The organism is Zobellia russellii (genome assembly GCF_044597075.1).
Lineage (GTDB): Bacteria > Bacteroidota > Bacteroidia > Flavobacteriales > Flavobacteriaceae > Zobellia > Zobellia russellii.
Genome location: NZ_CP139000.1, coordinates 3801496 through 3828302, shown reverse-complemented (window position 1 = coordinate 3828302; position 26807 = coordinate 3801496). Strand labels below are relative to the sequence as shown.

At 40.0% G+C, this 26807-nt stretch carries 14 protein-coding genes; 13 read left to right on the top strand and 1 reads right to left on the bottom strand.

What is annotated here, in order from left to right; all coding sequences use genetic code 11:
- Positions 1-11 precede the first annotated feature (11 nt).
- From SJY45_RS15650 to SJY45_RS15590, 13 genes are all read left to right on the top strand, one after another.
- On the top strand, positions 12-1724 hold the full coding sequence (locus tag SJY45_RS15650; RefSeq protein WP_215438629.1) for a GMC oxidoreductase: 1713 nt from the start codon (positions 12-14) through the stop codon (positions 1722-1724).
- Between the two features lie 2 nt (positions 1725-1726).
- On the top strand, positions 1727-2290 hold the full coding sequence (locus SJY45_RS15645; RefSeq protein ID WP_400071930.1) for a gluconate 2-dehydrogenase subunit 3 family protein: 564 nt from the start codon (positions 1727-1729) through the stop codon (positions 2288-2290).
- 48 nt (positions 2291-2338) lie between these two features.
- A complete protein-coding gene (locus SJY45_RS15640; RefSeq protein ID WP_400071928.1) occupies positions 2339-3259 on the top strand; it encodes a hydroxypyruvate isomerase family protein in 921 nt (306 codons plus the stop codon).
- A gap of 303 nt (positions 3260-3562) precedes the next feature.
- Positions 3563-6682 carry a SusC/RagA family TonB-linked outer membrane protein gene (locus SJY45_RS15635; RefSeq protein ID WP_400071926.1) on the top strand — a complete coding sequence of 1040 codons (3120 nt, stop codon included), beginning with the start codon at positions 3563-3565 and terminating at the stop codon, positions 6680-6682.
- A 21-nt stretch (positions 6683-6703) separates the two neighbouring features.
- Positions 6704-8242, top strand: coding sequence for a RagB/SusD family nutrient uptake outer membrane protein (locus SJY45_RS15630; protein WP_400071924.1), 1539 nt, complete (start codon positions 6704-6706; stop codon positions 8240-8242).
- A gap of 154 nt (positions 8243-8396) precedes the next feature.
- Complete coding sequence (locus tag SJY45_RS15625) at positions 8397-9923, top strand: arylsulfatase (protein WP_400071922.1); 1527 nt, start codon at positions 8397-8399, stop codon at positions 9921-9923.
- A 24-nt stretch (positions 9924-9947) separates the two neighbouring features.
- The gene (locus tag SJY45_RS15620; RefSeq protein WP_400071920.1) at positions 9948-13331 is read left to right on the top strand and encodes a VCBS repeat-containing protein; all 3384 of its coding nucleotides are present in this window, start codon (positions 9948-9950) and stop codon (positions 13329-13331) included.
- A gap of 165 nt (positions 13332-13496) precedes the next feature.
- The gene (locus tag SJY45_RS15615) at positions 13497-14978 is read left to right on the top strand and encodes a sulfatase (protein WP_400071918.1); all 1482 of its coding nucleotides are present in this window, start codon (positions 13497-13499) and stop codon (positions 14976-14978) included.
- A gap of 9 nt (positions 14979-14987) precedes the next feature.
- Complete coding sequence (locus tag SJY45_RS15610) at positions 14988-16814, top strand: right-handed parallel beta-helix repeat-containing protein (protein WP_400071917.1); 1827 nt, start codon at positions 14988-14990, stop codon at positions 16812-16814.
- Positions 16815-16975: 161 nt separating this feature from the next.
- Complete coding sequence (locus SJY45_RS15605; RefSeq protein WP_400071915.1) at positions 16976-18859, top strand: right-handed parallel beta-helix repeat-containing protein; 1884 nt, start codon at positions 16976-16978, stop codon at positions 18857-18859.
- 31 nt (positions 18860-18890) lie between these two features.
- Positions 18891-20987 carry a sulfatase-like hydrolase/transferase gene (locus SJY45_RS15600; RefSeq protein WP_400071913.1) on the top strand — a complete coding sequence of 699 codons (2097 nt, stop codon included), beginning with the start codon at positions 18891-18893 and terminating at the stop codon, positions 20985-20987.
- Between the two features lie 15 nt (positions 20988-21002).
- Positions 21003-22343: a sulfatase gene (locus SJY45_RS15595; protein ID WP_400071911.1), complete on the top strand. Its 1341-nt coding sequence runs from the start codon at positions 21003-21005 to the stop codon at positions 22341-22343.
- A 42-nt stretch (positions 22344-22385) separates the two neighbouring features.
- On the top strand, positions 22386-23858 hold the full coding sequence (locus SJY45_RS15590; RefSeq protein ID WP_400071909.1) for a sulfatase: 1473 nt from the start codon (positions 22386-22388) through the stop codon (positions 23856-23858).
- Positions 23859-23928: 70 nt separating this feature from the next.
- On the opposite strand, the gene SJY45_RS15585 is transcribed toward SJY45_RS15590, so the two are convergent.
- A complete protein-coding gene (locus tag SJY45_RS15585; protein WP_400071907.1) occupies positions 23929-26655 on the bottom strand; it encodes an outer membrane beta-barrel protein in 2727 nt (908 codons plus the stop codon).
- Positions 26656-26807: the final 152 nt, after the last annotated feature.

The following is a 26807-nucleotide window of genomic DNA, read 5'->3' as shown; positions in this document are numbered from 1 at the left end:
AAACGTAACAAATGAGCAAATTTTATTTTAACGAAGAACAAAGTTCCTATGATGCCATTGTAGTAGGCACCGGTGTTAGCGGAGGCTGGGCCGCCAAGGAATTGTGCGAAAACGGACTAAAGACCTTAATGCTCGAAAGAGGCAGAATGGTGGAACACATAAAAGATTACACCACTGCCCATATGGATGACTGGGACTTTAAACACGGCATGGAGCTTTCAATTGAAGAAAAGGCAAAACGTCCCAAGCAAAGCCGGACCAACAAAGGCAAAAGCGCAGATTCGTACAAATGGTTCGTAAACGATTTGGAACACCCCTACAATGAGACCAAACCCTTTAATTGGATGCGGGGATACCATGTAGGTGGACGATCCATTACTTGGGGAAGGCATAGTTACCGCTGGAGCGAAATTGACTTTGAAGCAAATAAAATTGATGGCCATGGTGTAGATTGGCCCGTTCGTTATAAAGATATTGCTCCTTGGTACGATAAGGTAGAAAGCTACATTGGCGTATCCGGTGAAAAAATGGGACTGAGACAACTACCCGATGGCCAATTCCTTCCAATGATGGAATTAAACTGTGTAGAGCAGCATTTTAGGGATAAAGTCTATGAAAACCTAGACGGAAGGGTCGTTACCTCCGGCCGTATAGCACATATTACGGGTGACAAAGAATTTGAGGGACGTACCAAATGCCAGTTCAGGAACCGTTGTTCAAGAGGGTGTCCTTTTGGGGGCTACTTTAGCAGTAACTCGTCCACGCTTCCAGCTGCGGAACGAACAGGGAACCTAACCCTAAGGCCGGATTCAATCGTTACCGAAGTCATTTATGACCCGGATACCAAAAAAGCAACAGGAGTTAAGGTCATTGACCGATTGACCAAAGAAGAACTGGTATTCAACGCCAAGGTTATTTTTTTGTGTGCTTCGGCCATAGCATCGGCTTCCATCTTGATGCAATCCAAATCAGACCGTTTTCCTAACGGAATGGGTAATGATTCCGATCAATTGGGTAGAAATATAATGGATCACCATTTAGGTGCAGGGGCTAATGGAAAATTTGATGGTTACGACGATAAATATTATAAAGGCCGAAGACCTGGAGGTGTGTACATTCCTCGATTTAAAAATATAGACGCCAAATCTCAAAGCAAAGATTACCTACGCGGATTTGGATATCAAGGAGGCGCAAGCCGTAAAAACTGGAAAGATGCCGTTGCCGAACTTTCAATGGGTGCCGAACTTAAAGAAGCAATCTTAAAACCTGGTGGATGGACTATGGGCGTAGGTGGTTTTGGGGAAATACTTCCGTACCAAGACAACCGTATGACCCTAGATTATGACAATCTAGATGGTTGGGGCCTACCTACCGTAACCTTTGATGCAGAAATACGTGACAACGAGTTAAAAATGCGTGAAGATATCGTAGTGCAAGCGGCAGAAATGCTAAAAAAGGCCGGAGCAAGAGACATCAACACCCACAACAGCTCGTATAATATTGGTCACGGCATTCACGAAATGGGAACCGCCCGTATGGGAAGAGACCCAAAGACATCGGTTTTAAACGGTCATAACCAAATACATGAAGTACCCAATGTTTACGTTACAGATGGTGCTTTTATGGCCTCATCAAGTTGTGTAAACCCGTCATTGACATATATGGCGTTTTCGGCAAGGGCCGCCAATCATGCAGCAGAAGAACTTAAAAAAGGAAATATATAACCATGGATAGAAGAAAAGCATTAATGCAAATAGGAATGTCTATGGGTTACGTAGTAGCCGCACCCACATTCATGAGCGTTTTACAAAGCTGTAACGATACTAAAACCACTACGTGGGTACCTCAGTTTCTCAATGAAGACCAAGGTACGGTACTTATAGACGTTATAGATAGTATACTGCCCAAAACCGATACATTATCGGCCTCGGAAGTTAACGTACATATCTTTTTGGACAGTTTTGCAAACGAGGTAATGCCTCCTGCTCAGCGCGACCAATTCAAGGCTACCTTGAACCAATTGGCCGTGAACGCCCTAGAAAGTTCAAACAAAGAGAACATAAGTGACCTTACTGAAGCCGATCTTGCACCTGAGGTATTAAAAGCATTGACGGATAAAAAGGCCGAAGGCGTTCCTTTTGCCAAAAAAATCAGAGACCTGACCATTTGGGGCTACAAGTGCACGGAATATGTTGGTGAAGAAGTGCTGGCATATGATTCTATTCCCGGTAAATATATTGCCTGCGGAGATCTGGATGAACTTACTGGGGGAAAAGCTTGGTCTATTTAACGTGAAACCAATCATCATAACCATTTTATAGATAACCAAGAACCTGCCATGAAAAGACGCAACTTTATCCAAAAAACAGCATTATCTACAGGAGCAATTTCAATGGGTTCGGGCCTATCATATGCCGCTACCCTAGCTTCACCAAAAGATCCCTATAAATTCAATCTTAAGTATGCTCCGCATTTGGGAATGTTTGAAAATCATGCGGGCAAGGACCCTATTGACCAGCTAAATTTTATGGCAGATCAAGGCTTTACCGCTTTTGAGGATAATAAGATGCGTACCCGAGATGTAGTCCTGCAAGAGAAAATGGCCCAGACCATGCAAAAAAGGGGTATTGAAATGGGTGTATTTGTAGCTGTTTTTCTAAAAGAGGGCCATGTAGCTTCTGGAGACCCGGAAAAAAGAAAGGCTTTTTTAGAATACTGCAAAGAATCCGTAGAAGTAGCAAAGCGAGTGAATGCCAAATGGATGACCGTTGTACCCGGTAACGTTGCTCCTAAAATAAAAGAAGGTTACCAAAGAGCTAATGTTATTGAAACACTCAAACAAGCTTCGGCAATTTTTGAGCCACACAATCTTACAATGGTGCTTGAACCTCTAAACTTTTTTAATCATCCGGGAGCATTCCTAACAGACTCGCCACAGGCCTATGAAATCTGTAAGGCCGTAGACTCTCCTTCATGTAAAATTCTCTTTGATATATATCATCAACAAATCCAAGAAGGCAATCTCATACCCAACATGGAAGCCTGCTGGAATGAAATTGGCTACATACAGATTGGTGACAATCCGGGAAGAAAAGAACCTACCACAGGAGAAATCAATTATTGGAATGTTCTAAAATTCATTAAAGAGAAAGGCTACAACGGCATTCTGGGCATGGAACACGGTAACTCAAGACCTGATAAAGAAGGTGAGCAAGCGGTTATAAATGCGTATAAAAAAGTAGATTCATTCGCGCATTAAAATTACTTTTCATTATATAGTTATTTAATAATCTCTTGGCATCTATGAACTACTTCTTCTCAAACTCTTGACAGAGAGAGACATTCTATTTACGGAAGGAGACATTTTACCAATAATCTAAGTGCACATTTGAACAGACCCAAACCGTTTGGACTAATTGATTATGCGCAAATACTAGTAAAAAACAGACTTCACAACTATTATACTCAGACCATATGTCACCCTATTGAAACCATTTGTTATACATCAAAATTAACTTCAAAACTATATTCGCCTAATAACTCAAAACTCTCAAATGATCTTATGAAACACAAAAAACAATCGACCAAAAAACCTTTGTTGCTCCGGCTGGGATTATCCTTTTTAGGACTCCTTTTAGCTACCATGCAACTACACGCCCAAGATGACACTATTAATGGTACGGTTTCAGATGACACTGGAATGCCTTTGCCCGGTGCAAACGTATTGGTAAAGGGAACCACAACAGGAACCCAAACCGATTTTGATGGGAATTATACAATTTCCGCCTCCAATGATGCTATTTTAGTGTTTAGCTACATTGGTTTTTCAACTCAAGAAGTACCAGTAAATGGTGAATCCACGTTAAATGTTACTTTGTCGGAAGATGCAAGTAAGCTAGATGAAGTTGTCGTTGTAGGTTACGGCCAACAAAAAAGAGTAAACCTTACCGGTTCGGTAACCGCTGTAGATGAAGAAGCTTTGGAAGACAGAAACGTACAAAATGCGTTTCAAGCACTTCAAGGACAAGCGGCCGGTCTACAAATTTCACAAAATAGTGGAGCTCCGGGTAATGAAGGCCTTAACATTAAAATACGTGGTCTTAACTCTTTTGGTAGTAACAACTCTCCATTAGTATTGATTGACGGTGTAGAAGGTAATCTACAAGATTTAGACCCCTCTGTAATTAGTTCCATTTCTGTACTAAAAGATGCTTCTTCAGCAGCTATCTACGGTTCTAGGGCTGCAAACGGTGTCATCTTGGTGACTACCAAGAGTGGCGGTAACAACAACTTTAAGATTGAATACAGCGGTAGTGTGTCAACGGAGACCTTTACCAAGGTACCGCAAATGATATCCAATTCGGCAGATTATATGACTTTAATGAACCAGGCATTAATAAATACACCTGGAGCATCTGCCAATCCGTATCCTCAAGAAGTGATAGATGCTTACCGAAACAATCAAGGCAATCCAGCTTTTCCTAATACAAATTGGTTTGATGAAGCCTCCAGAACCCCAATCGTACAACGTCATGTTGTAACGGCTAGTGGTGCAATTGATGGCACCAGCTATAATATTTCTATGGGTAACTGGGATCAGCCGGGTATTATTCGCTCTTCAGGGTTTAAGAAGAATAACTTCTTTATGAGTGTAAAATCAGATATAGGAGAAAAGATTACCGTAGGAGGTACCGTATCTGGCGTAGCTTCAAAAACAAGTGGTCCTCAGCAGGCAGGCACAGAATCCGGCTTATTCAATTTATTTAGAGTTAGGCCAACTTGGGGTGTGTATACCTTAGATGGCACAGGACATTATTCAGGTAAAGCATTCTCTGGAACTGATACAGAATTTCCTGGTTTTGATGAAGGATTTACTAGAAACAACCCTATAGCTGAGCTTGAAGTTCAGGATGGAGAGGTTTTAAATCAATATAACTTTAACGGAAACCTCTTTTTTGATGTTAAGCTTTCAGACGATTTGGTTTGGAGTACAAAAGGAGCTTATAAGTTTGATTATGACTACTATAAAAATCAACGTATTCAATATGACGAATACAATTATAGAACAGGCGAATACCTAAGAACAACTCGTGATGCTTCACAATTAACTATTGATAATACGTGGAGTAAGCAAACTACGTTATTCTCTACGCTGACGTATTCAAAATTGATTGGCGACCATGACTTTAAAGTTTTAGGAGGGTATAGTCAAGAAGGTTTTGATCGTAATTTCACTAGATCACAAAGAACTGGCATTCCAAATAGAAAAATCACTGATTTAGAAGGTGTAAATTCTGAAAATCAATTTACAACCGGTTTTTCTGAAAGTTGGGCTATTCAGAGTTTCTTTGGTAGAGCCAACTATAACTACAAAGAAAAGTACCTTCTTGAAGCAAACGTAAGAGGAGATATCAGCTCACGTTTTGCTAAAGGAAACAGATTAGGTGTTTTCCCATCGGTATCTGCTGGTTGGAGATTGGACAAAGAAGATTTCTTTCAAGATATTGAAGCAGTAAGCGAACTAAAACTTAGAGGTTCATGGGGGCAATTGGGTAACCAAAATATTGGTATTAATGTACAGGATGATGAATTAAATTCTGGTATATACCCTTACCAATCTACCCTATCTTTTGACCAATTTGGCTATCCTTTTGGAAGTAGTGTTCTTGCAGGAGTCGGCTTAAGAAGCCTAGTTGATTCTGATATTACATGGGAAACTACAACGGTAACGGATTTTGGAGTAGACTTTAATCTATTTAATAGAAAACTATATGGTTCTGCCGATTACTACGTAAAAGAAACCGTAGATATATTAAGACAACTACAAGTTGATGAAAGTAGTGGATTGAATGCTCCTGTAGTTAACCAAGGTGCAATGACCAACAAAGGTTGGGACATTGTTATTGGTCATGACAATAGCATAAACGAGGATTTACGATACAGCATAAACGGAAACGTTTCATGGTTCAAAAACCGTCTAAAAACTTTTGGAGACCCAGAGATACAGGACAGGAACATAAATGAAGAAGGTTATGCTTTTGAAGATTGGTACATGTGGGAAGCCGATGGCTACTTCCAAGATGAAGCGGAAATTGCAAGTTCGGCTACTCAACCTCAACCTGGTAAGGTAGGTTTCATTAAATTGAAAGACCAAGACAATAATGGTGTTATTGATGGAGATGACCGTATCCATATAGACGGTAGATATCCTGCTTTTGTTTACGGGTTAAATCTTTCTTTGAACTACAAAAACTTAGATTTTAGAATGTTTTGGGAAGGTGTAGAAGGTACTAAAAACTATATTGCCCGTGACCCTTTCAGACAAGATGGCGGTACGGATAAAGCTTGGTTAACCGAAGCATGGACGCCCGATAACAGAAACTCTAGATTGCCTGCTGTATATTACGAAACTGCAGAAACACGTAGAGCTACAGTATATAACAATTCTTTCTGGTTATGGGACACGTCTTATCTGCGATTAAGGAATGTTACCTTGGGGTATTCTCTACCTACTGACGTATTGGACAAGACACCGTTCAACAGATTACGATTCTATTTTGCAGCAGAAAACTACCTTACCTTTCAAAAAGACTACCCTATTGATGTAGATCCGGAAGCTAATGGTGTAGATGCCTATCCATTTAGAAAAACATTAACATTAGGTGTAAACATGACATTTTAGTCAATCAAAAATATTATATAAATGAAAAAGACAATCTTATTACTCGCTCTATCCTTTCTGGGGATTACAATAAGTTCGTGCGAGGACGACTTTTTAGACAAGCAGCCTTCTTCTCAACTGCCTTCAGAAACTTTTTGGCAGACTGAGCAAGATGCAGAACTAGCATTGACCGGAGTATATAGTAATTTACAACAGAACATGTTGGCAATACGTGCAGATGGTGGGTGGCCTCCAACAATTAAACCCAACTGGGACGCCCTAACAGATGATTGTTACCAAACATTCAATTATGGTTTTAGAGAATTGATTGATGGAACGGCAAGTCCTACCTCTGGCGGTAATAACGGTGCAATCGCACAACTTTACAATGTATGTTATAAAGGAATTCAAACCTGTAATTTCTTTTTAGCAAACATTGATCAGGTTGAGAATATTGAGGCTGATAAATTAAATGGATGGAAAGGTCAAGTAAGCACTCTACGTGCATTTTTCTATTATAACTTAGTTACTACTTATGGCGAGGTTCCTCTTAGAATAGAACCAACTACTTTGGAAAATCAAGATTTACCAAAAGCTCCTGAGTCAGAAATATTCGCTCAAATTGAAAAGGACCTAATATTTGCTGCTGCCAACTTACCAGAAGCTCCTTACGGAGATGGTTATGTTGTTAAAGGTTCGGCAAATGCTTTATTAGCCCGAACTTACTTGTACCAAGAAAAATATGCCGAAGCAGCTGTAGCGGCAAAGGCCGTAATGGACGGTGGTAGTTTTTCGCTATCTACTAATTACGAAGACCTTTTTGTAGATGCAGGACAAGTTGACAACCCTGAAATTATTTTCTCTACAAAATACTCAAGTGCTCCTGGCGAATTCCAAGATAGAGGTAGTGAAATCATGATAGGCTTTTGGGGAACTCTTAAACCAACTGAAGATTTTGTGAATTCTTTTGAAGCTACTGATGGTCTACCAATAGATGAATCTCCTCTTTATGATGAAGCTAATCCTTTGGAAAACCGTGACCCTCGACTAAGTAAAATAGTACAAGTAGGGGAATGGAATCCTGAAATTGAGCAAAAAACCTTATCAGGTTTTGGTTTGTTAAAATGGACAACCCCACAAACAAGGGCTTCCCTAGTACAGAATTTTACAGAAGGTACAGACTATATCCACATTCGATATGCCGATGTTTTGTTGATGTATGCTGAAGGTAAAATAGAATCCGGCAGTATTGACACCTCTGTTCTTGATGCCATAAATGAGGTAAGAGCAAGAGCATATGGTGTGGCTGTAGGAGATACAGGTTCTTATCCAGCAATAACCACTACAGATCCGGGTGAACTCCGTGAAGCCGTTCGTAACGAGCGTAGATACGAATTCGGTTTTGAAGGTTTACGCTATTTTGACCTTAAGCGTTGGGGCATAGCAGAAGAAGAATTAAATGGTTTTTATGATCCGCATGTAGATGCCAATAGAGTATTCCTTCCAAAACATTATAAATGGCCGTTGCCACAAAGTGCAATTGACAAGAATGATGCTCTTGAGCAGAATCCTGATTATTAATAGTCTATAAACATGAGAACAGTAAGACATCTGTTTTTATTAAAATTGTTGAGTTAGTTTTATCCTAAAGCCAGTTGACCATTTTGTCAACTGGCTTTTTTATATCGTTTCCATTAATTAATAGTATTTTCAATCTCTCTTTAATAGTTAACCCATGAGAATTCTAAAAAGAAGACTAGTTACGCTTACTACACTCTTTGCATTCGCGGTAACCTTCCAAACTTATGCTCAACAACCCAACATTGTAATTATCTATGCAGATGACATGGGCTATGGAGATCTACAATGCCAGAACAAGGATTCTAAAATACCCACTCCCAATCTAAACCAACTGGCGTCGGAAGGCATTCGTTTTACTGATGCCCATAGTTCTTCGGGTATTTGCTCTCCTAGTAGATACGCGTTACTTACAGGAACCTATCACTGGCGAAGACAGCATGATATTGTAAATTCTTTTGGCCCTCCATTTTTTAATGAATCGGATGTTACACTTCCTGAACTCCTGAAGACCAATGGCTACAAAACTGCAGCTATCGGAAAATGGCATTTAGGGTGGAATTGGAAATTCAAGAACGAACCTTCAGGCGAAGTTTTTCAGTGGAACAAAAAACGTAAGTTCTACAGACCGGAAGATATTGATTGGAGCGGACCCCTCACGGGCGGGCCGTTAGATCAAGGTTTTGACTATTATTTTGGTGATGGAACCATTAACTTTCCTCCTTACGCATGGATTGAAAACGACCAATTTATTGAACTTCCAAAAGCAGTTATGGACGTTCATAATGTAGGTTTCAATGTTAATGAAGGCGAATGGGAGTTTAGGCCAGGCCCAAAAGTTGAGGGTTGGAACCCATATGAGGTACTTCCTACCCTTACCAAAAAAACAGTAGCCTACATCAACCAACAAGAAGCAGATAAACCGTTCTTCCTTTACATGGCTCTACCCTCTCCCCATGCACCAATAATCCCTAACGAAGAGTTTGTTGGCAAATCTGAAGCAGGTCCATATGGCGATTATATGTTTCAAACTGATTGGGTTGCGGGTCAAGTGATAAAAGCTTTAAAAGATAAAGGGTTAGATAAAAACACTATCGTAATTTTCACTGCGGATAACGGTCCTGAAAAATATGCTTTTGAGCGCGCAGAAAAATACGAGCATTTTAGTATGGGAGATTTTAGAGGCCTAAAACGTGACGTCTGGGAAGGCGGTCATCACGTGCCTTTCATCGTTAAATGGCCAGAACAAATTAAAGCTGGAACCGTTTCAAAGGAAGTCATTTCTCAAGTAGATATCATGGCTACTCTGGCAGAAATCACAAACGCTACAATTCCTGAAAATGCGGCACCGGATAGTTATAATTTACTAGACCTTCTAAAAGGTGAAAAATACAGCACTCCATTACGGGAAGCAACCGTACACAATACATACAACGGCATTTGGGGTTTGCGAAAAGGGAAGTGGCTATACATTAACAAACCTTCTGGGCAACATTCAAAAATGCCCGATTCTTTTAAAAAGTTGAGAGGTTACAAAGATTTTGATACACCCGCCCTTTTATTCAATATGGAAAAGGATCCTGAGCAAAGAAATAATATTGTTGAAGTACACCCTGATGTTGTACAAGAAATGTCCACTATTTTAGAGACGTATCGCGAACAAGGATATTCGGTAAAACGATAAAAAATAGCCTCGTAAATTAAACCTATGCCTGCACTTTCTTTTGGACGTTATTCTATCTTACCAATCACACGGTTGAAGTTATTGGCTTCGTTTGCATTGCTATTGGTATCCTGTCAAGAAAAAGAACAACCAGGAACACAAGTTGGGAAAAACACTCTTTTTCAAGAGGTTTCCAGCGAAACTACAGGCGTAAATTTTGACAATTCTGTAAAAGCTTCCAAAACGCTAAACTTATTCTCCTACATGTACTTTTACAATGGCGGTGGGGTTGCTGCGGGCGATTTAAACGGGGATGGTCTTGATGACCTATATTTCACAGGAAATCAAGTTCAAAACAGATTATACCTCAACACGGGCAATTTCAACTTTAAAGATATTACCGAGCAAACTGGTACTGGCGGCGATTCAAATTCATGGTACACAGGGGTTAGTCTTGCAGATGTAAATGGGGATGGCACATTGGATATTTATGTAAGTCAGATTGGAAAAATTTCAGGAACTAATGGGCACAACCTCCTCTTTATCAACCAAGGCAATGACGAGAAAGGTATTCCAAAATTTAAAGAAAGTGCAATTGAATTTGGCCTAACAGTAAAAGGTGCAACCACGCAAACCGCATTTTTTGATTATGATTTAGATGGAGACCTAGATGCGTATATTATGACGCACTCCAATTTTAACGACGGTGTTCTCCCCCGTGCCGAAAAACGACTCATTTCCAGTCCGTATGGCGATAAGTTATTCCGAAACAATGGAGGTAAGTTTACCGATGTCACCAAAGAATCCGGTATCTATAGCAGTCCATTAGGGTTTGGATTGGGTATTAGCACGGCAGACATTAACAAAGATGGTTATCCGGATATTTATATTGGGAACGACTTCTATGAAGATGATTACCTGTACATTAATAACGGAGATGGTACATTTACGGAGGATTTAGAGTCCCGTATAAAACACACCAGTCGGTTTTCTATGGGCAATGATATTGCCGATTTGAACAATGATGCCCTACCGGATATCCTGTCTCTGGATATGCAGGCGTACGAGCCCGAAATCTTAAAAGCATCGCATGGTGAGGATTCATATGCCATTTTCAATTACAAACTATCCTTTGGGTACCAACACCAGTATGCACACAACACCTTTCAACTGAATAGAGACGGAGAGCACTTTAGCGAAATAGCAAGATTATCAGGAATTGAAGCCACAGATTGGAGCTGGTCCGTTTTGGCAAGCGATTATGACCTAGACGGTCAAAAAGACCTTTTCATTACCAACGGTATTTTTAGGCGCAGTAATGATATGGATTATATGCAGTTCCTTTCAGGAAATGAGGTTCAAAAACAATTGCGTTCCGGTAATTATGACTATAGCAAAGCCCTTACGGATAAAATGCCAAGTTATCCTTTGCAGAATTTCTTCTTTAAAAATAATAACAACCTTACTTTCACCAATACTTCCTCTGAATGGGGCGGCACAAAAAAAGGCTTTTCAAACGGTGCTACTTACTCAGACCTTGATAATGACGGCGACCTAGATTTGGTAATTAACAACCTTAATGCAAAAGCATCCATCTTGAAAAACACCACCATAGAGAATGACAGTTTAACCAAGGATTATTTAAAAATAAAGTTGAAAGGTCTAGCCGGAAACGATTACGGAATTGGCGCTAAGGTCATTTTAAAGAACAAAGGTCAAAAACAATATCAGGAATTATTGAATGTTCGCGGATATCTATCATCTACCCCTCCCTATTTAAATTTTGCAGTTGGCAAAAACACTGTTGTAGATACCGTCTTGGTACAATGGCCAAACAAGGAGCAAACCGTTTTAACAAATGTGAATTCAGGTCAAGTGCTGAGCATTGCCCAAGAAAATGCTTCTACCATATCATTAGAGACCAAAAAAACACCTAAATCCCTTTTTACCCTTTTAAACAATAGTGAATTAGATATTGATTATCGGCACCAAGAAAATCGGTTTTACGAATTTAATAGGGAACATTTAATTCCGCATATGAATTCCACTTGGGGACCTCCTATTGCTGTAGGAGACCTCAACAATGATGGTTTAGATGATTTTTTCGTTGGTGGGGCACTAAACCAACCTTCTAAAATCTACTTGCAGCGATTTAATGGTAAGTTTATCTCATCATCATCAAAAGCACTACAAACGGATGCAGCTTCTGAAGATACTGCAGCCAATTTTGTAGATGTTAATGGAGACGGTCATTTGGACTTAATTGTGGGTAGCGGCAGTAACCAAGAAATAAAACCAGACCCTAAAAGTCTTACCCGACTATATATAAACAATGGTAAGGGCAACTTTACAAGACAAGATAATTTTCCTGAAATCTATACAACGGTTTCAGACTTGGCAACAGCCGATTTTGACAAAGATGGAGACAATGATGTTTTTATATCCTCTCGCTCTGTACCCGGTAAATACGGTTCTTCTCCAGATTCATATCTTCTTAAAAACGATGGAAAAGGCAGTTTTTCCATGGATACATCATCCCAAAAACTTTTTGAAAAATGCGGAATGGTCAATTCTGCAAAATGGGTGGATTTAAATGGTGATGATTGGCAAGACCTTGTATTGGTAGGTGAATGGATGCCTATTAAAGTGTACTACAATTCAAACGGGAGTCTTAACGAAGCTAACCCAGAGGCCAACTCCCTACAGTTTTCAAACGGTTGGTGGAACTCCCTAGCATACGGAGATTATGATAATGATGGCGACATTGATTTGGTAGCGGGCAATCTTGGACTAAACTCAAAATTAAGGGCAACGGAAAAAGAACCGGTACAAATGTACTATTCGGATTTTGACAAGAACGGTTGGCCCGAAGGAGTTACTACACATTTCATTGAAGGAAAGGAACATGTTTTCTCCTCAAAAAGCCTTCTTGAAAAACAAATGGTATATCTCCGCAAAAAATTCCCCACATACAGTGCTTTTGCCCAAGCGGACTTCAAGGCTATTTTTACACCAGAAGAGTTAAAAAATGCAGAAATTTTAAAGACTCACGAATTCAGGAGTTGTTTCATTGAAAATCTTGGAAACAAAAAATTCAAACTTAGACCGTTACCTACCCCAGCTCAATTCTCTACGGTAAATGCTATTCATACGCTAGATTTTGACCAAGACGGGAGATTGGACCTATTGCTGGGAGAAAACTTCCATGATGCCAACACAGAGCTAGGACGGTACGACGCCGGCTATGGAACACTGTTAAAAAATATGGGAAACAGTAATTTTAAAGAAACACCCATTTCTACATCAGGATTGTTACTAGATAAGCAAACCAGACACATCAAAAGCTTGAGCAGTAAAAAGTACGGGGAGTTATTGATCATAAGTAACAACAATGACAGTCTGCAGTTTTATAGAACTTCAGCTCAATGAGGCTGCTTTTACTAGAGGCTTAATTTAGTTGTAAATCACTTACAGTACTGTGTTAGCGCACATTTTGTACTAACAAATACATTTCGTGAACTGCAAGGCACACAGCTTTATGAAATAAAACCCTTCTTTGTATCTCATTATGCAAAAAACCGAAAAGTAATCCGCATGAAAACGATTTTAAAGTATAGTTTCTCCATTTTACTTGTTTTAATTACCCTTACAAGCTGCTCCAACGAGCAAAAAAAAACCAAGGAAAAGGAAAGCGCCCAGGTTAGTAATTCCCCAAACATTATTCTATTCGTTTCTGATGATCACGGCACCGATGCTATTGGCGCCTATGGCAACGAAGTAATCAAAACACCTAACTTGGACCAACTTGCCGCAGAAGGTGTACGTTTTGATAATGCCTATTGTACCAGCGCCAGCTGCGCCGCTAGTAGGTCCGTTATACTTACCGGTCTTTACGGACATGCGACAGGCTCTTATGGGCACGTTCATGATTATCATCATTTTAGCAGTTACGATAACATAAAATCTCTCCCCGTTCTTCTTGAAAACTCAGGTTATGAAACGGCAAGAATTGGTAAATACCACGTTGCACCGGAATCTGTCTATCATTTTCAAAAGGTCCTGGAAGCCGATCCCAGAAATACTGTTGAAATGGCCGAACAATGTAAAGAAGTGCTTAATTCAGATAAACCATTCTTTCTTTATTTCTGTACGGACGATCCACACCGTGGCGCTCCTTTTGAGTCGCACCCTTGGAACGTACCAAATAGTTTCGGGAACAAGAAAGAAGGTTATGAAGGAGTTGAAACGATTACCTATGACCCAAAAGATGTTGTAGTTCCAAGTTTCCTTCCGGACAGTAAAGAGAGTCGTGAGGAAATAGCCCAATATTACCAAAGTGTATCTAGAATAGACCAAGGCTTTGGCAAACTCATGAAAATGCTAAAAGATACGGGCAAGGATAAAAACACCATCGTCATTTATATTTCGGATAACGGAATGGCCTTCCCCGGTGCCAAGACTACGGTTTATGAACCAGGTATTAAACTCCCATGTATCATAAAAGACCCTTTGTCCGATGTAAAAGGTGGCTCCGTAAACAATGCCCTTATTTCATGGACAGACCTTACCCCTACTATTTTGGACATGGCGGAAATCTCCTATGATTCCAATGATTTTCATGGCAAATCGTTCAAGAAAATAATGAGCCAAGAAAACCCAAAAGGGTGGGATGAAGTTTATGCTTCGCATACCTTTCATGAAATTACAATGTATTACCCTATGCGAGTCGTAAGGGATAAAAACTACAAGCTTATTCGGAATATCGCATGGCGACAAGAATACCCCTTTGCTTCGGACCTTTGGGCGGCATCTACATGGCAAGAGGTATACCGAAACGAAAAAGAATACTACGGACAACGCAAAGTTAAAGATTACCTCTTCAGGCCTGAGTTTGAGTTGTTCGACCTATCAAAAGACCCGGAAGAAAGCATCAATTTGGCCACCGACCCAAACTACACCAATGTACTAGAGGCCCTAAAGACCAAAATGAAAACTTTCCAAAAAGAGACCAAAGACCCATGGCTCATTACTTGGGACCATGATAATTCGCTTCAAGGCACCGGTGTAAACCTCTAAAAAATACATATGACTCACTTTCAATCTATAAAAACACTATACCTGAGCACTATTTTGTGTTTAGGCATGTATACATTATCTGCACAGCAGACCATTCATATTCAAGCCCAGGCCGAGGACATGACGCCTTTGATCCGCAAAGCACTAGAGAATGCAACGGACAAAAACCTGACTTTGGTTTTTGATAAAGGGATTTATAAATTTTTACTGGATTACGCCACTCAGCGCTATTCCTACATCACCAATCATGGTAATGGACTCAAGAACATCATTTTCTTATTGGAAGATTTTGATTCCGTTACCATAGAAGGTAATGGTGCCGAATTTATTTTTCATGGTCAGGTTGCCCCTTTTCAAATTAAAAATTGCAAAAAACTCACGGTTAAAAATCTAAAAATGGATTGGGATATCCCATTCTTATTTCAAGGTGAAGTTCTTGCTGTTAATGAAACCGAAGGCTGGCGGGACATTAAACCATTTACCGAAGGTTTTTCATGGGAACTAAAGAAAGAACGCATTTTGTTCCCCAACATAGATGGCTTTACTTTTCCCGAATTGGGAAGCACCCTTGCCTTTGATGCACAACATAAGCGGGTGGCCCACGGTGCATGGGATATGAGCAGTAGACCACGTTGGGTAGAAAAACGCCCCAATGGCGTCCTACGTTTTCATGAACATTTAAAACAATACCCAGCTGTAGGCTCAATTCTAAACTCAAAGGGAGACCATGACCACAACCGTTATGCCCCTGCTTTTCAAATTACGTCTTCCAAAGATGTTCATTTGGAAGATATAACTATTCACCACGCATTGGGAATGGGTTTTCTTTTTGAACGAACTGAAAATATTACCATTAGCAATTCCGATATTTATGTACGTGACGGTTCGGACCGGGTGGTTTCTACCATTGCAGATGCTACGCATTTTGCCAATTGCAAAGGCGACATTCTCATTGAGGACTCCACCTTTAAACATATGTTAGATGATGGTACTAACGTACATGGCACCTATGTAGTTGTAGATAAGGTTTTGGATGATCATACCGTTCGCGTATCCCTTCAACATTTTGAACAAATGGGCTTTGAATTTGCCGCTTCGGGCGATGAAATCTGGTTCATTCAGCAGCCCAACCCTAAAAGAGCCTCAGAAAATACGGTAGCCAGTGTTTCAGTCGTTAACGATAAATATTCGGACATCAGCTTTAAAAATAAACTTCCAGATAATTTAGCCGAAGGCGATATCCTAGAAAACAAAACATGGAACCCCACTTTTACAATGCGTGGTTGTACTATAAAAGACCATAGAGCAAGGAATATAGTCCTTAAAACACCCTTAAAAACAGTTATAGAAAACAACAATTTTTCTTCTATGATGTCCTCCATATTCTTTAGGGGGGAAACTTATTTTTGGTATGAATCCGGTGCGGTAGAAGATGTCCTGATCCAGAATAACAATTTTGACCATTGTGCCTATAGCGGAATGGAACATGCCATTTTAAACATAACACCTCGTCTAGGAAAGACTTTTGACCAGACCCAAACATATGATCGTAACATCCGCTTTATTAACAACACCATCAAAACTTTTGATAATAGGATTGTATGGGCAGACCGGGTAGACGGACTCACTATTTCCGATAACGTAATTGAACAAGTGTCCGGTTCCGCTCCGCTATATCCAAACGCACATCAATTCGATTTTAAGAATTGTGACCATGTTGAGATTTACAACAACACCTACACAGGAGAAGCGGAGAAGGTGCTTTCATCAGATGAATCATCCTCCAAAAACTTAAAATTTAAGCGAAACAAAGGGTTTGCAAAATATAAGAAATAGCAATGTTCATTCTTGTAAAACCTTAATCTACAACTGGATTTTGGCCTATAAACAGGGACTTGAATGACCAAAGACATAATATTTACCCCTAAAGACAAAGAAAACACGCTAAGCCTATAATTTGGCCTAGAACAAACACTTTTATTAAACACGAGAAACCTATGCCGAAAATTATAGCCCGTTGGTCCGTTTTTATATTTGCCCTAATTTCCACAAATATTTATGCTCAAAATACCGTTGGTGAGCAAGTGCTTTTCAATACATCTATCTCTGATGATGCCACACCAGCAGTATTGGCCCGCATACTGCGTGCGGATAAAGAGCCCATTTCAGAAATAAAATTTGAAAAAGGAACCTATCATTTTTATCCGGATAAGGCATACGAGCGCTTTACCCGTATTTCTAACCATGATGATGTTATGGCCAAAACGGCCTTACCTCTTCTTGGTTTTAAAGAGCTGATTATAAACGGCCAAGGTTCTACCTTTATTTACCATGGCAGAATGATTCCTTTTCTGATTGAAGGTTCGCAAAATATCACGGTACAGAACGTAACTATAGATTGGGCCATGCCCTTCCATAGCGAAGGAACCATTGTGGCCAACGATGAAAAAAACAACACTTTTGATGTTCAATTTTCAGATGAGTACCCTTATGAAATCAGGAACGAGCAACTAATTTTCCTAAAGGAATACTATGAGCATGATCTTGGACAATCTATTCTCTACGACCCCAAAAGACAAGCAATTGCTTTTGACACTGAATCGTATACGTCCATTACCACTGTTCGAAACTCAAAAGTGCAGCACAACTTCGATAAAATAAAATACAAATACAAAGTAGACCCACGTTCCAAAGTAGAAAAAGTTAGAGGCAAGGAAAACAATTTAAAGGTTGAAGAAATAAAGCCGGGCACCGTTAGGATATACAACCATAAGAAAAAATTACCTCCCGCAGGTATGATTATGGTCTGCAAGGGAGACCAAAGCTTAAATCGTTTGGCCCCAGCATTTAGAATAACGGGCACGGACGGTTTCAACGCCAACAACGTTACCGTACACCACGCTGGTGGTATGGGCTTGATTGCCGAAAATTCTTCCGATCTTATTTTAGATGGCTTTCATGTAAAACCCTCTCACGGCAGAATGGTTTCTACATTTGCAGATGCCACACATTTTGTAGGTTGCCGCGGTAAGGTTGTCCTTAAAAATTGTACGTTCAACAATCAATTGGATGATGCCACTAATGTTCACGGCACCTACCAAGAGGTAATAGATATTTTAGGTGATAACAGCATTGGTGTGCGTATGGGCCATGCACAACAACAAGGCTTTGCCATAGGAAAGAAAAACGATACCATTGGGTTGGTAGATCTTCAAAAATCATTTTTTGGTTACGATCATCTTACGCTAAAAAGCATTACCCCTATAAATGGGCGATACCAGATTATTACATTCAATGAAAACATACCTCCTACTTTAAAGACTGGCGACCTCATCGAAAATTTAGAAGGCTACCCGGATTTAGTGGTACAGAACTGTAATATTAGCCGAAATAGGGCTCGTGGCCTCTTGATATCCAATCCTAAAAACACCTTAATAGAGAATAATTTTTTCAGTACAGAAATGGAAGCTATCTTAGTTCCTGTTGAGAGCAGCCATTGGTTTGAATCGGGCAACGCTGCCAATCTCACTATTAGAAACAACACGTTTCAGGACAACCAGCATAGCGGATTTGATAGAGGTGTAATCCGTTTTGTTACAGATGACGACAATGACAACATCGCCTTTAAAAATATTCGGATAATTGATAACGAATTTAATCAGTTTGATAATATGATATTGGAAATTTCCAATGTAGACGGACTATTATTTGAGGGAAATACCATTACCAATTCAGGAACTTTTCCAATGTTGCACCCAGATAATCCCGCCATTGAAGTAAAAGCGTCAAAAAATATAGTTTTTAAGAAAAACCGATATAAAGGAAAGGCCAAAAATATTTTAGAGACCGATGATATTATGTCCAAACTAAAATTCCGTTAACCAAACACTTTAGCAAACCATAAAACATTCCATGGTACATTCAAGAGCTGCCTTACGATTTTTAACACTACTTCTTTTTGGCATGGGTTATTCTTCCTTTGCACAAGAAGCTAAATTGATAAAAAAACCGAATATCATCTATATTCTCACGGATGATTTGGGGTATGGAGACATTGGAGCGTTTTTTCAAAACCAAAGAAAGGAAACAAATGATCGTAGCGAGCCTTATGCATTAACCCCACAATTGGACAAAATGGCATCTGAAGGGGTTATGCTTACCAATCATTATACGGCAGCTCCGGTATGCGCACCATCACGATCGTCTGTACTATTGGGGGTTAGCCAAGGGCATGCCAATGTCCGCGATGGCCAGTTTGATAAGGCTTTGGCAGATAACCACACACTGGGCAACGTATTGCAAAAAGCAGGCTACAAAACGGCGGCAATTGGTAAATGGGGGCTACAAGGTTCAAATAGATGGTCAGAAAACGGAGATTCTTGGCCCGCACACCCCAACAATAGAGGTTTTGATTATTACTATGGCTATATACGGCATAGAGATGGTCATGAACATTATCCCGTTGAAGGTGTGTATCGCGGAAAAAAGGAAGTCTACGAAAACAAAAATGAGGTAAGTAAAGGACTGGACAAGTGTTATACGGGCGATTTATGGACGGCCGTTGCCAAAAAATGGATCGTAGAACAGGTAAAGAGAAAAGAAAACGAGCAACCTTTCTTTATGTACCTAGCTTTTGACACGCCACATGCCGTTCTTGAACTACCCACACAGGCCTATCCACAAGGAGGCGGGTTTCACGGTGGGTTACAATGGTTAGGAAAACCGGGGAACATGATAAATACGGCTTCGGGGAAAGTAGATTCGTACATTCATCCTGACTATGCCAATGTTACTTACGACCATGATAAAAATCCAAGCACGCCAGAGGTGGCTTGGCCGGACGTCTACAAACGTTATGCTACTAGCACCCGTAGAATAGACAGTGAGGTAGGCGATTTATTGCAATTGCTAAAAGACCTTAATATTGATGAAAACACTTTAGTTGTTTTTAATTCGGATAATGGCCCTTCTATGGAGTCTTATTTAGAAGAAGAATATGCGGCCGATTTTTTTAACAGTTTTGGACCTTTTGACGGTATCAAAAGAGATGTGCTTGAAGGTGGGGAACGTACTCCTTTAATTGCGCGTTGGCCCACTAAAATTCCGGCTGACCGAGTTATAAAGTCCCCGAGCATTGCCTATGACTGGCTCCCAACGTTTACTGAAGCTGCGGGTTATACTGCACCCGTAAATAGTGATGGGGTTTCTCTACTGCCTATTTTAACCGGAAACGGAAAGCAACAAGAAAGCCTTATTTATGTAGAGTACAACCAAAGTGGAAAAACACCGGAATACGAAGAATTTGCACCCAACAATCGCGGCAGAGTGCGAAAACAAATGCAAATGATGCGCGATGGAGATATTGTTGGCCTACGCTACAACATTCAAAGTGCGGATGACGATTTTGAATTCTACAATATTGTTGAGGACACGCACCAAACCCTAAACTTGGCCACCCTACCAAATTTGGAGGCACTACAAGTACAGATGAAAGAACGAGTGCTTCAAGTACGCATGCCCGATACGAATGCTGCAAGACCTTATGACAACGCTGCAGTTCCTGCTGTTTCATTACATAATCCAAACAGTGGATTGAATTGGAGCGCATTCAAAAACAATGCACCTTGGTTGCCCAAAGTGGATGGTTTAACCCCTGTAGCAAGTGGCAAAATCGGCACACCTAATATGGCTCAGGTAAAAGAGAAAGGCGATGTTTTTCTATTTGAAGGTTTTATTCAAATCCCTATGGAAGGCAGTTATACCTTCTCTTTAAAGTCTTCCAACAGTACGTTTGTCCGTATTCATGAAGCGAGTGTCATTGATGCCGATTACGGTTATGAAACGGGTTCAGAGAAAAAAGGCACGATGAACTTAAAAGCGGGATACCACCCTATACGCATATATTATAAAAAGAAACCCGGAGCAACTCCTAAGCTTGACTTACAATGGAGCGGTCCTACAATTGAAAAAAGCACAATTCCCGAATCGGCATTTTTCGTGGTTAACTAGAAAAGAGATAGTCAAATGAAAAATATTATTCTTTTAGCAGTAATGCTAATCGGCTTAGGTAAAGGCTTGGCCCAGGAGAAGCCTAACATTGTTTTGCTCTTTGTAGATGATTATGGCTGGGCCGATGTTGGTTTTAGGAATTCCAAATTCCACACACCAAATATTGACCAACTAAAAAAAGATGGATTCAACTTTAACCGTGCTTATATTGCCACACCTACCTGCAGTCCTAGCAGGGCTTCGCTACTGACCGGGAAAGAACCGGTACGTTTTCAAATGGTACGCCATATTATTGATGGCAAGGAAAAGGCCGCTAAAAATAATATGCCCGGAGGAAAGTTCAATTTATGGCCTACAGACCCCGTACAAATGCCCTCCAGAAATTGGTTGCCATTGGAGGAAGTTACCTATGCAGAGCGGCTAAAAGAATTTGGCTATTACAATATGTTCATTGGCAAATGGCATTTAGGTAGTGAAAAATACCATCCGGTACATCAAGGATTTGATGCCCAATATGGCACAGGAGACCATGGACATCCCGGAAATTATTATGCGCCGTTCTTTAAAGCAGGAAATCCATTACCTGATTCTCCGGAAGGCACTTATTTAACCGATGTACTAACAGAAGGTGCGGAAAAATTTATTACGGAATACGAAAAAGAGCAACCCTTTATGCTATCGCTCTGGTACTATAATGTACACGGGCCACATATTGGCCGTACGGACTGGATAGAACGCTATAAAAAAGAAGGTTTAACAGGCAAAGACGCAGAATATGCTGCCATGGTGAGTGCAATGGACGAATCCGTAGGGAAAGTTAGAAAAGCACTAGATAAAAAAGGCATAGCTAAGAACACGGTAGTTATCCTTCTATCCGACCAAGGAGGTTATTTTAGTAACGCTCCGTTATCCGGAGGAAAAACAGGTGGTAACACTTTAGGCGAGGGTGGTGCCCGAGTTCCATTCATTATTTCTTACCCGGGAGTTACTATGCCGGGCATTTCATGCGATGTTCCCGTGCAATCTATTGATGTGTTTCCTACTCTGGTTGAGATAGCTTCAGGCAAAAAATCCAAGAACAAGAACATTCAAGGAAAAAGTTTGATGCCTTTGCTCCAGGGCAAGGAGTTCAAAAAACGCAACCTGTTTTTCTTCCGTAGTTATGAAGATCAATACACTGCTATAATGAACGGAGATTGGAAAATGGTAAAATACCACAGTGGCAGACATGACTTATTCAATATAAAAGAGGACCAAAGCGAATCTAAAAACCTCATCAATATAGAAGTTGATCAAGCAAAAAAAATGAAGAAACAGTTAGTAAAATGGGAAAAAGAAGCTGTTCCCGAGTTTTAACCGTTCATCTCTGAAGGCCTGTATAAAATGAAAATTGAATCAATGAATAAAATAATAACGACTGGTATTTATTTGCTATTTACCTGTTTAACTTTTGCTCAAGAAAGACCGAATATTATTTGGCTCATGGCCGAAGATATGAGCATTGACTTAGAGTGCTACGGTATGAAAGGTGTTAAAACACCCCATCTGAACAAGATGGCGCAAGAAGGCGCTAAATTTGAAAATTGCTTTGTAACCAACCCCATTTGCTCGCCCAGTCGTTCTGCAATGCTAACGGGTACACACCAAGTAAAAATAAACGCGCACCATCACCGAAGCAATAGAGACGTTCCATTGGATGAGCGGTTTAAACCTTTTACCTATTGGTTAAGAGAAGCCGGTTACACAACTATTTTAGGCCACCATGGTGTAATGGGAAAAGGGCGCAAAATAGATGCTAATTTTAAACATGAACCCATTGGTCCTTGGGATGGAAAAACTCAGTTCGGAATTTTTGATAAGTACGATACTTTTGAGAAAGAAGACCAACCGTTTTTTGCCCAGATACAATTGGTAGCTAGTCATAGAGGTGATTGGTGGGATGAGGTTCGTGAAAACTCAAAACACCCTGTAGATCCTTCAAACGTAGAATTGCCCGAATTTATGGCCGACGACCCAATCATTCGTCTGGATTGGGCCAAGTATTTGGACCAAATTGAGTTTTTGGACAATGAAGTAGGCATGATTTTTAAAGAATTGGAAGACAAAGGAATGGCCGATAATACCGTTGTTATTTTTATAGGTGACAATGGCCGTTGTAATATTCGTGGAAAAGGGTATTTACAAGACCCGGGCTTGCACATTCCACTTCTCGTTTATTACCCCAAAGATATAAAGGCCGGTCAAGTTAGAAAAGATGTGGTTTCTGCTACGGATATTACCGCAACCGTATTGGATTTTGCCCAAGTAGACATTCCCGAATACATGACCGGAAAACCTATATTCGATTCTAATTTTAAACGTGAGTTTGTCTACGGAGCACGTGACCTTTGGGACGAGATAGAAGAAAAATCCCGCGCCATTACCTCGGGAGAATGGAAATATATTAGAAATGACAAACCCGAAGTTCCTTTTGACGCAGGACAGGCGTATTTAGAATTTTATCGCCCTGCCGTGCACCGAATGCGCGCCCTAAAGGCCGAAGGTAAATTAAACGAAAGCCAAAAGCTGTTCTTTGCCCCCAACAAGGACAAAGAAGAGTTATACCATCTTACTACAGACCCTCAAGAGCTCCACAATTTGGCAGAAGACCCAAAATATGCAGATATATTGCAAAAAATGCGAGCCAAGACCGAGGCCTATGATATAGAAATGAAACCCGTAAACACCATATACCATCCTGAGCACGCTATTTCTGTAGATGCCCTAAAATGGGTAAAAGAAGAGCGGCCCGAAGATTACCAAAGAATGTTAGACGGAGAAGAAATTGGCTTTAAAAAAGCCGTTCAAGGATACAAAGAAAGTTTAAAATAGTTGTGTTAGTTAGTTTGTTTTAAGTCTCCGGATTACGAGTTTCCGGAGGCTTTTTTTATGCCCTATCGGGCTAGCCCTTTCTTGGTTTACTATTAAGCTTGTGCATATAACTTACAATAAAATAACGCCCCAAACTATCAGAGGTGGTTTCTTCAAAATAATTGGTAGTACTGCGCCTGTAGATATCAATATTCTTATCGAGTAAATCTATCAAAACCAGTTTTAGGACATGGCTTTTCTCTTTGGAAAAAGCATAGGATACCGTAGCGTTCCATAGGGGAATGTTCTCGTTTGAAGCAAAAGCATTATCCGTATAAATAAAATAATCAAACTGGGTATTAAAGTTCACTTTGGCACTTAAATCGCAATCCAACATAGAAAAATATTGCTGTTTAGTGTACTTACGATCTAAATCACGCTCTATTGAAAAGGATGTGTTGTTTACGCTATAGGTAGCTCCCGCTTTAAGATCCACAACACTTTTGTTACTATTCTCCAGCGTTGCACTCACGAGAAAATCTTGGGAAGTAACTTCATTAAGCTGAAAATTTATAATGGCGTTATTGGTATTAAAGAGGTTCCTATTTCGGAAAGAGTAGCGCAACCCTAAACTTTTTATCTTCTGGCTAAACCCGAGTATAGTATTCAATCTTCGTTTGATTCCGTTATTCTCGTAACTCAGGGTTCTAACATAGTCATCATCTACATCAACACTCTTAATTATAGCATCTTTTGAATATTGAAATTGAACTCGCGAATTAAAACTAAAGGACGATTTAAAATCATGCACAATGGCGGACACGATCAGGGCATCCATCCTTTCGGCAACCAAATCCGGATTTCCCTTACGTATAGAAAACGGGTTCAAATCGTTGATTACCGTAGAACTTTCAAAAGGTCTTGGCGTGCGAATATTCTTTTTATAGCTCAACCTGTATTTTCTACCTCTTTTGGGCACGTATTGCACCGTGGCCAGAGGATTAACGAACAACCTGTCCGTTACCGTGGCCGCTTCGTTTACAACCCCGAACCTCCTTACGATATCTTGTAGCTCCAAGGCCGCATAGGTATTGATTTTTCCCGTGGTGTAGCTATGCGCCAACCTGGTTTGGTAGTTATTCTCATTATGGTCATAATCGTATTTTAGGATTTCCTCTTTGTTCTTCGCATTTACGGTTATCTTATTCTGATAGACATTTTCATTATCTATTTTATTGCCCATATAGGACTCCAACTTCATATAATGATTGCTCCCAAGGGGTTCTGTATATTTAAAATTAAAATTGACCAATGACGTATTGAGTTCTTGTTCCCGTATAGTATTCAGTTCCCTAACAGATTCCTTAGGGGTATTTATACGCCTAGTGATCAATGTATTTTGATCGTTCTTCATAGTAGACCGATTAAAAGTCGTATTTAATCCTGTTGCCAAGCTCCTCCCCTTTTTGCGCAATTTTTGATAGAAATTAAGTCCCAAATTGGCTCTTTTCCTATCCCGATCTACAGTAGACACATTATCATTTGCTGTATTTAGTTCTTCTTCTTTAAAATAGCGTCCCATACGGTTGGAATAGCTATTGACTACATCTGAAATCATTTGCCCTTTAATAATCAAACTATTATTAGGGTTGGATTTGTTCCTGTAATCCAAATTAAGATTGTGATCGTTCTTGGTGTTTACGTATTCGTTCTCGGCAACGTAGTCAAAATTATTAGCGTTGGAAAAGGTGATTCTTTTAGATACGGAAGTACCGTCGTTTTTAGAATAGTTATAGAAATAATCTCCGTTCAAGGATTCTTTCTCCTTAAATTCATGCCCCACATTTATCCCGGCCACACCCGTGTTTAAATACCCACTTAAGCTTTTGGTCTTTTGTGCAGAGTTCTGTTCTTCTTCCTCATCATCGCCATCAACTCCATCGGAATTCTTTAAAAAATCCTGAATATTTGAACCCGTTATATTTATGTTGTTAATTTTACCAATGACCGAAAACTGGGTTTTAGAGGTAAACTTGTTGTAATTGAGGTTGCCAAAATAACGATTATCAAGCCCCAGACCTGCCGAAGCTTTTCCAAAGCCGTTATTCTTTCTTGATTCTTTTAAGGTAAAATTAATGACCACCTCCTTATTTCCGTCCGCTACACCGGTAAGTTCGGACTCATCACTCTTTTTATCAATAATCTCTACATTACCTATGGCGTCTGCGGATAAATTTTTGAGTACAATAGAGGGATCGCCGCCAAAGAATTCCTTTCCATCGATCATGATTTTAGTCACTTGGTTCCCCTGGGCGTTCACCTTTCCATCAGAATCTATTTCCATTCCTGGAATTTTATTCAACAGCTCCTCTAAATTATCATCTGGATCCACTTTAAAGGCGCTGGTACTAAAAGCTATGGTGTCTTGTTTAATCTGCACAGGCACCACTGCAGTTAGCGTAACCCCCTCAAGTTCGTACGTATCTTCAATCAGTGTCAGTTTTCCAAAGTCTAGGGCCTTTCCCGTATAAGTAATGTTCTTGTATAAGGAGATATAGCCCAAGGAAGAAACATTTAAAATATAATCTCCTTTTTGGGTTTCGGCTATTTTAAACTCGCCATTTACATCGGTAATGGTATAATCTACGTAGGTAGAATCTTTTGTACTCAACAAGACAACCGCAACGGCTTCCAAGGGTTCGTTGCTTTCAGAAAGTACAGTTCCCGAAATAGACTCGGGTGACTGAGCTTGTATTGAGCAGAAAAATATAAAGAAGAGAAAACACAGAGCCGTCTTTCCTTTTTGAAAATTTACCATTAAACCTTAATTGAATTATAGCGCTAAAAGAGCAATGCCTAAAGATAAAATGAAGCAAATAAACAGATGTACATAAGAATACAAGAAATGTATTGTTGAGTACACATTCTATGATCGGTATGATCAATTTGCTCTAATAATGCAACAAATGA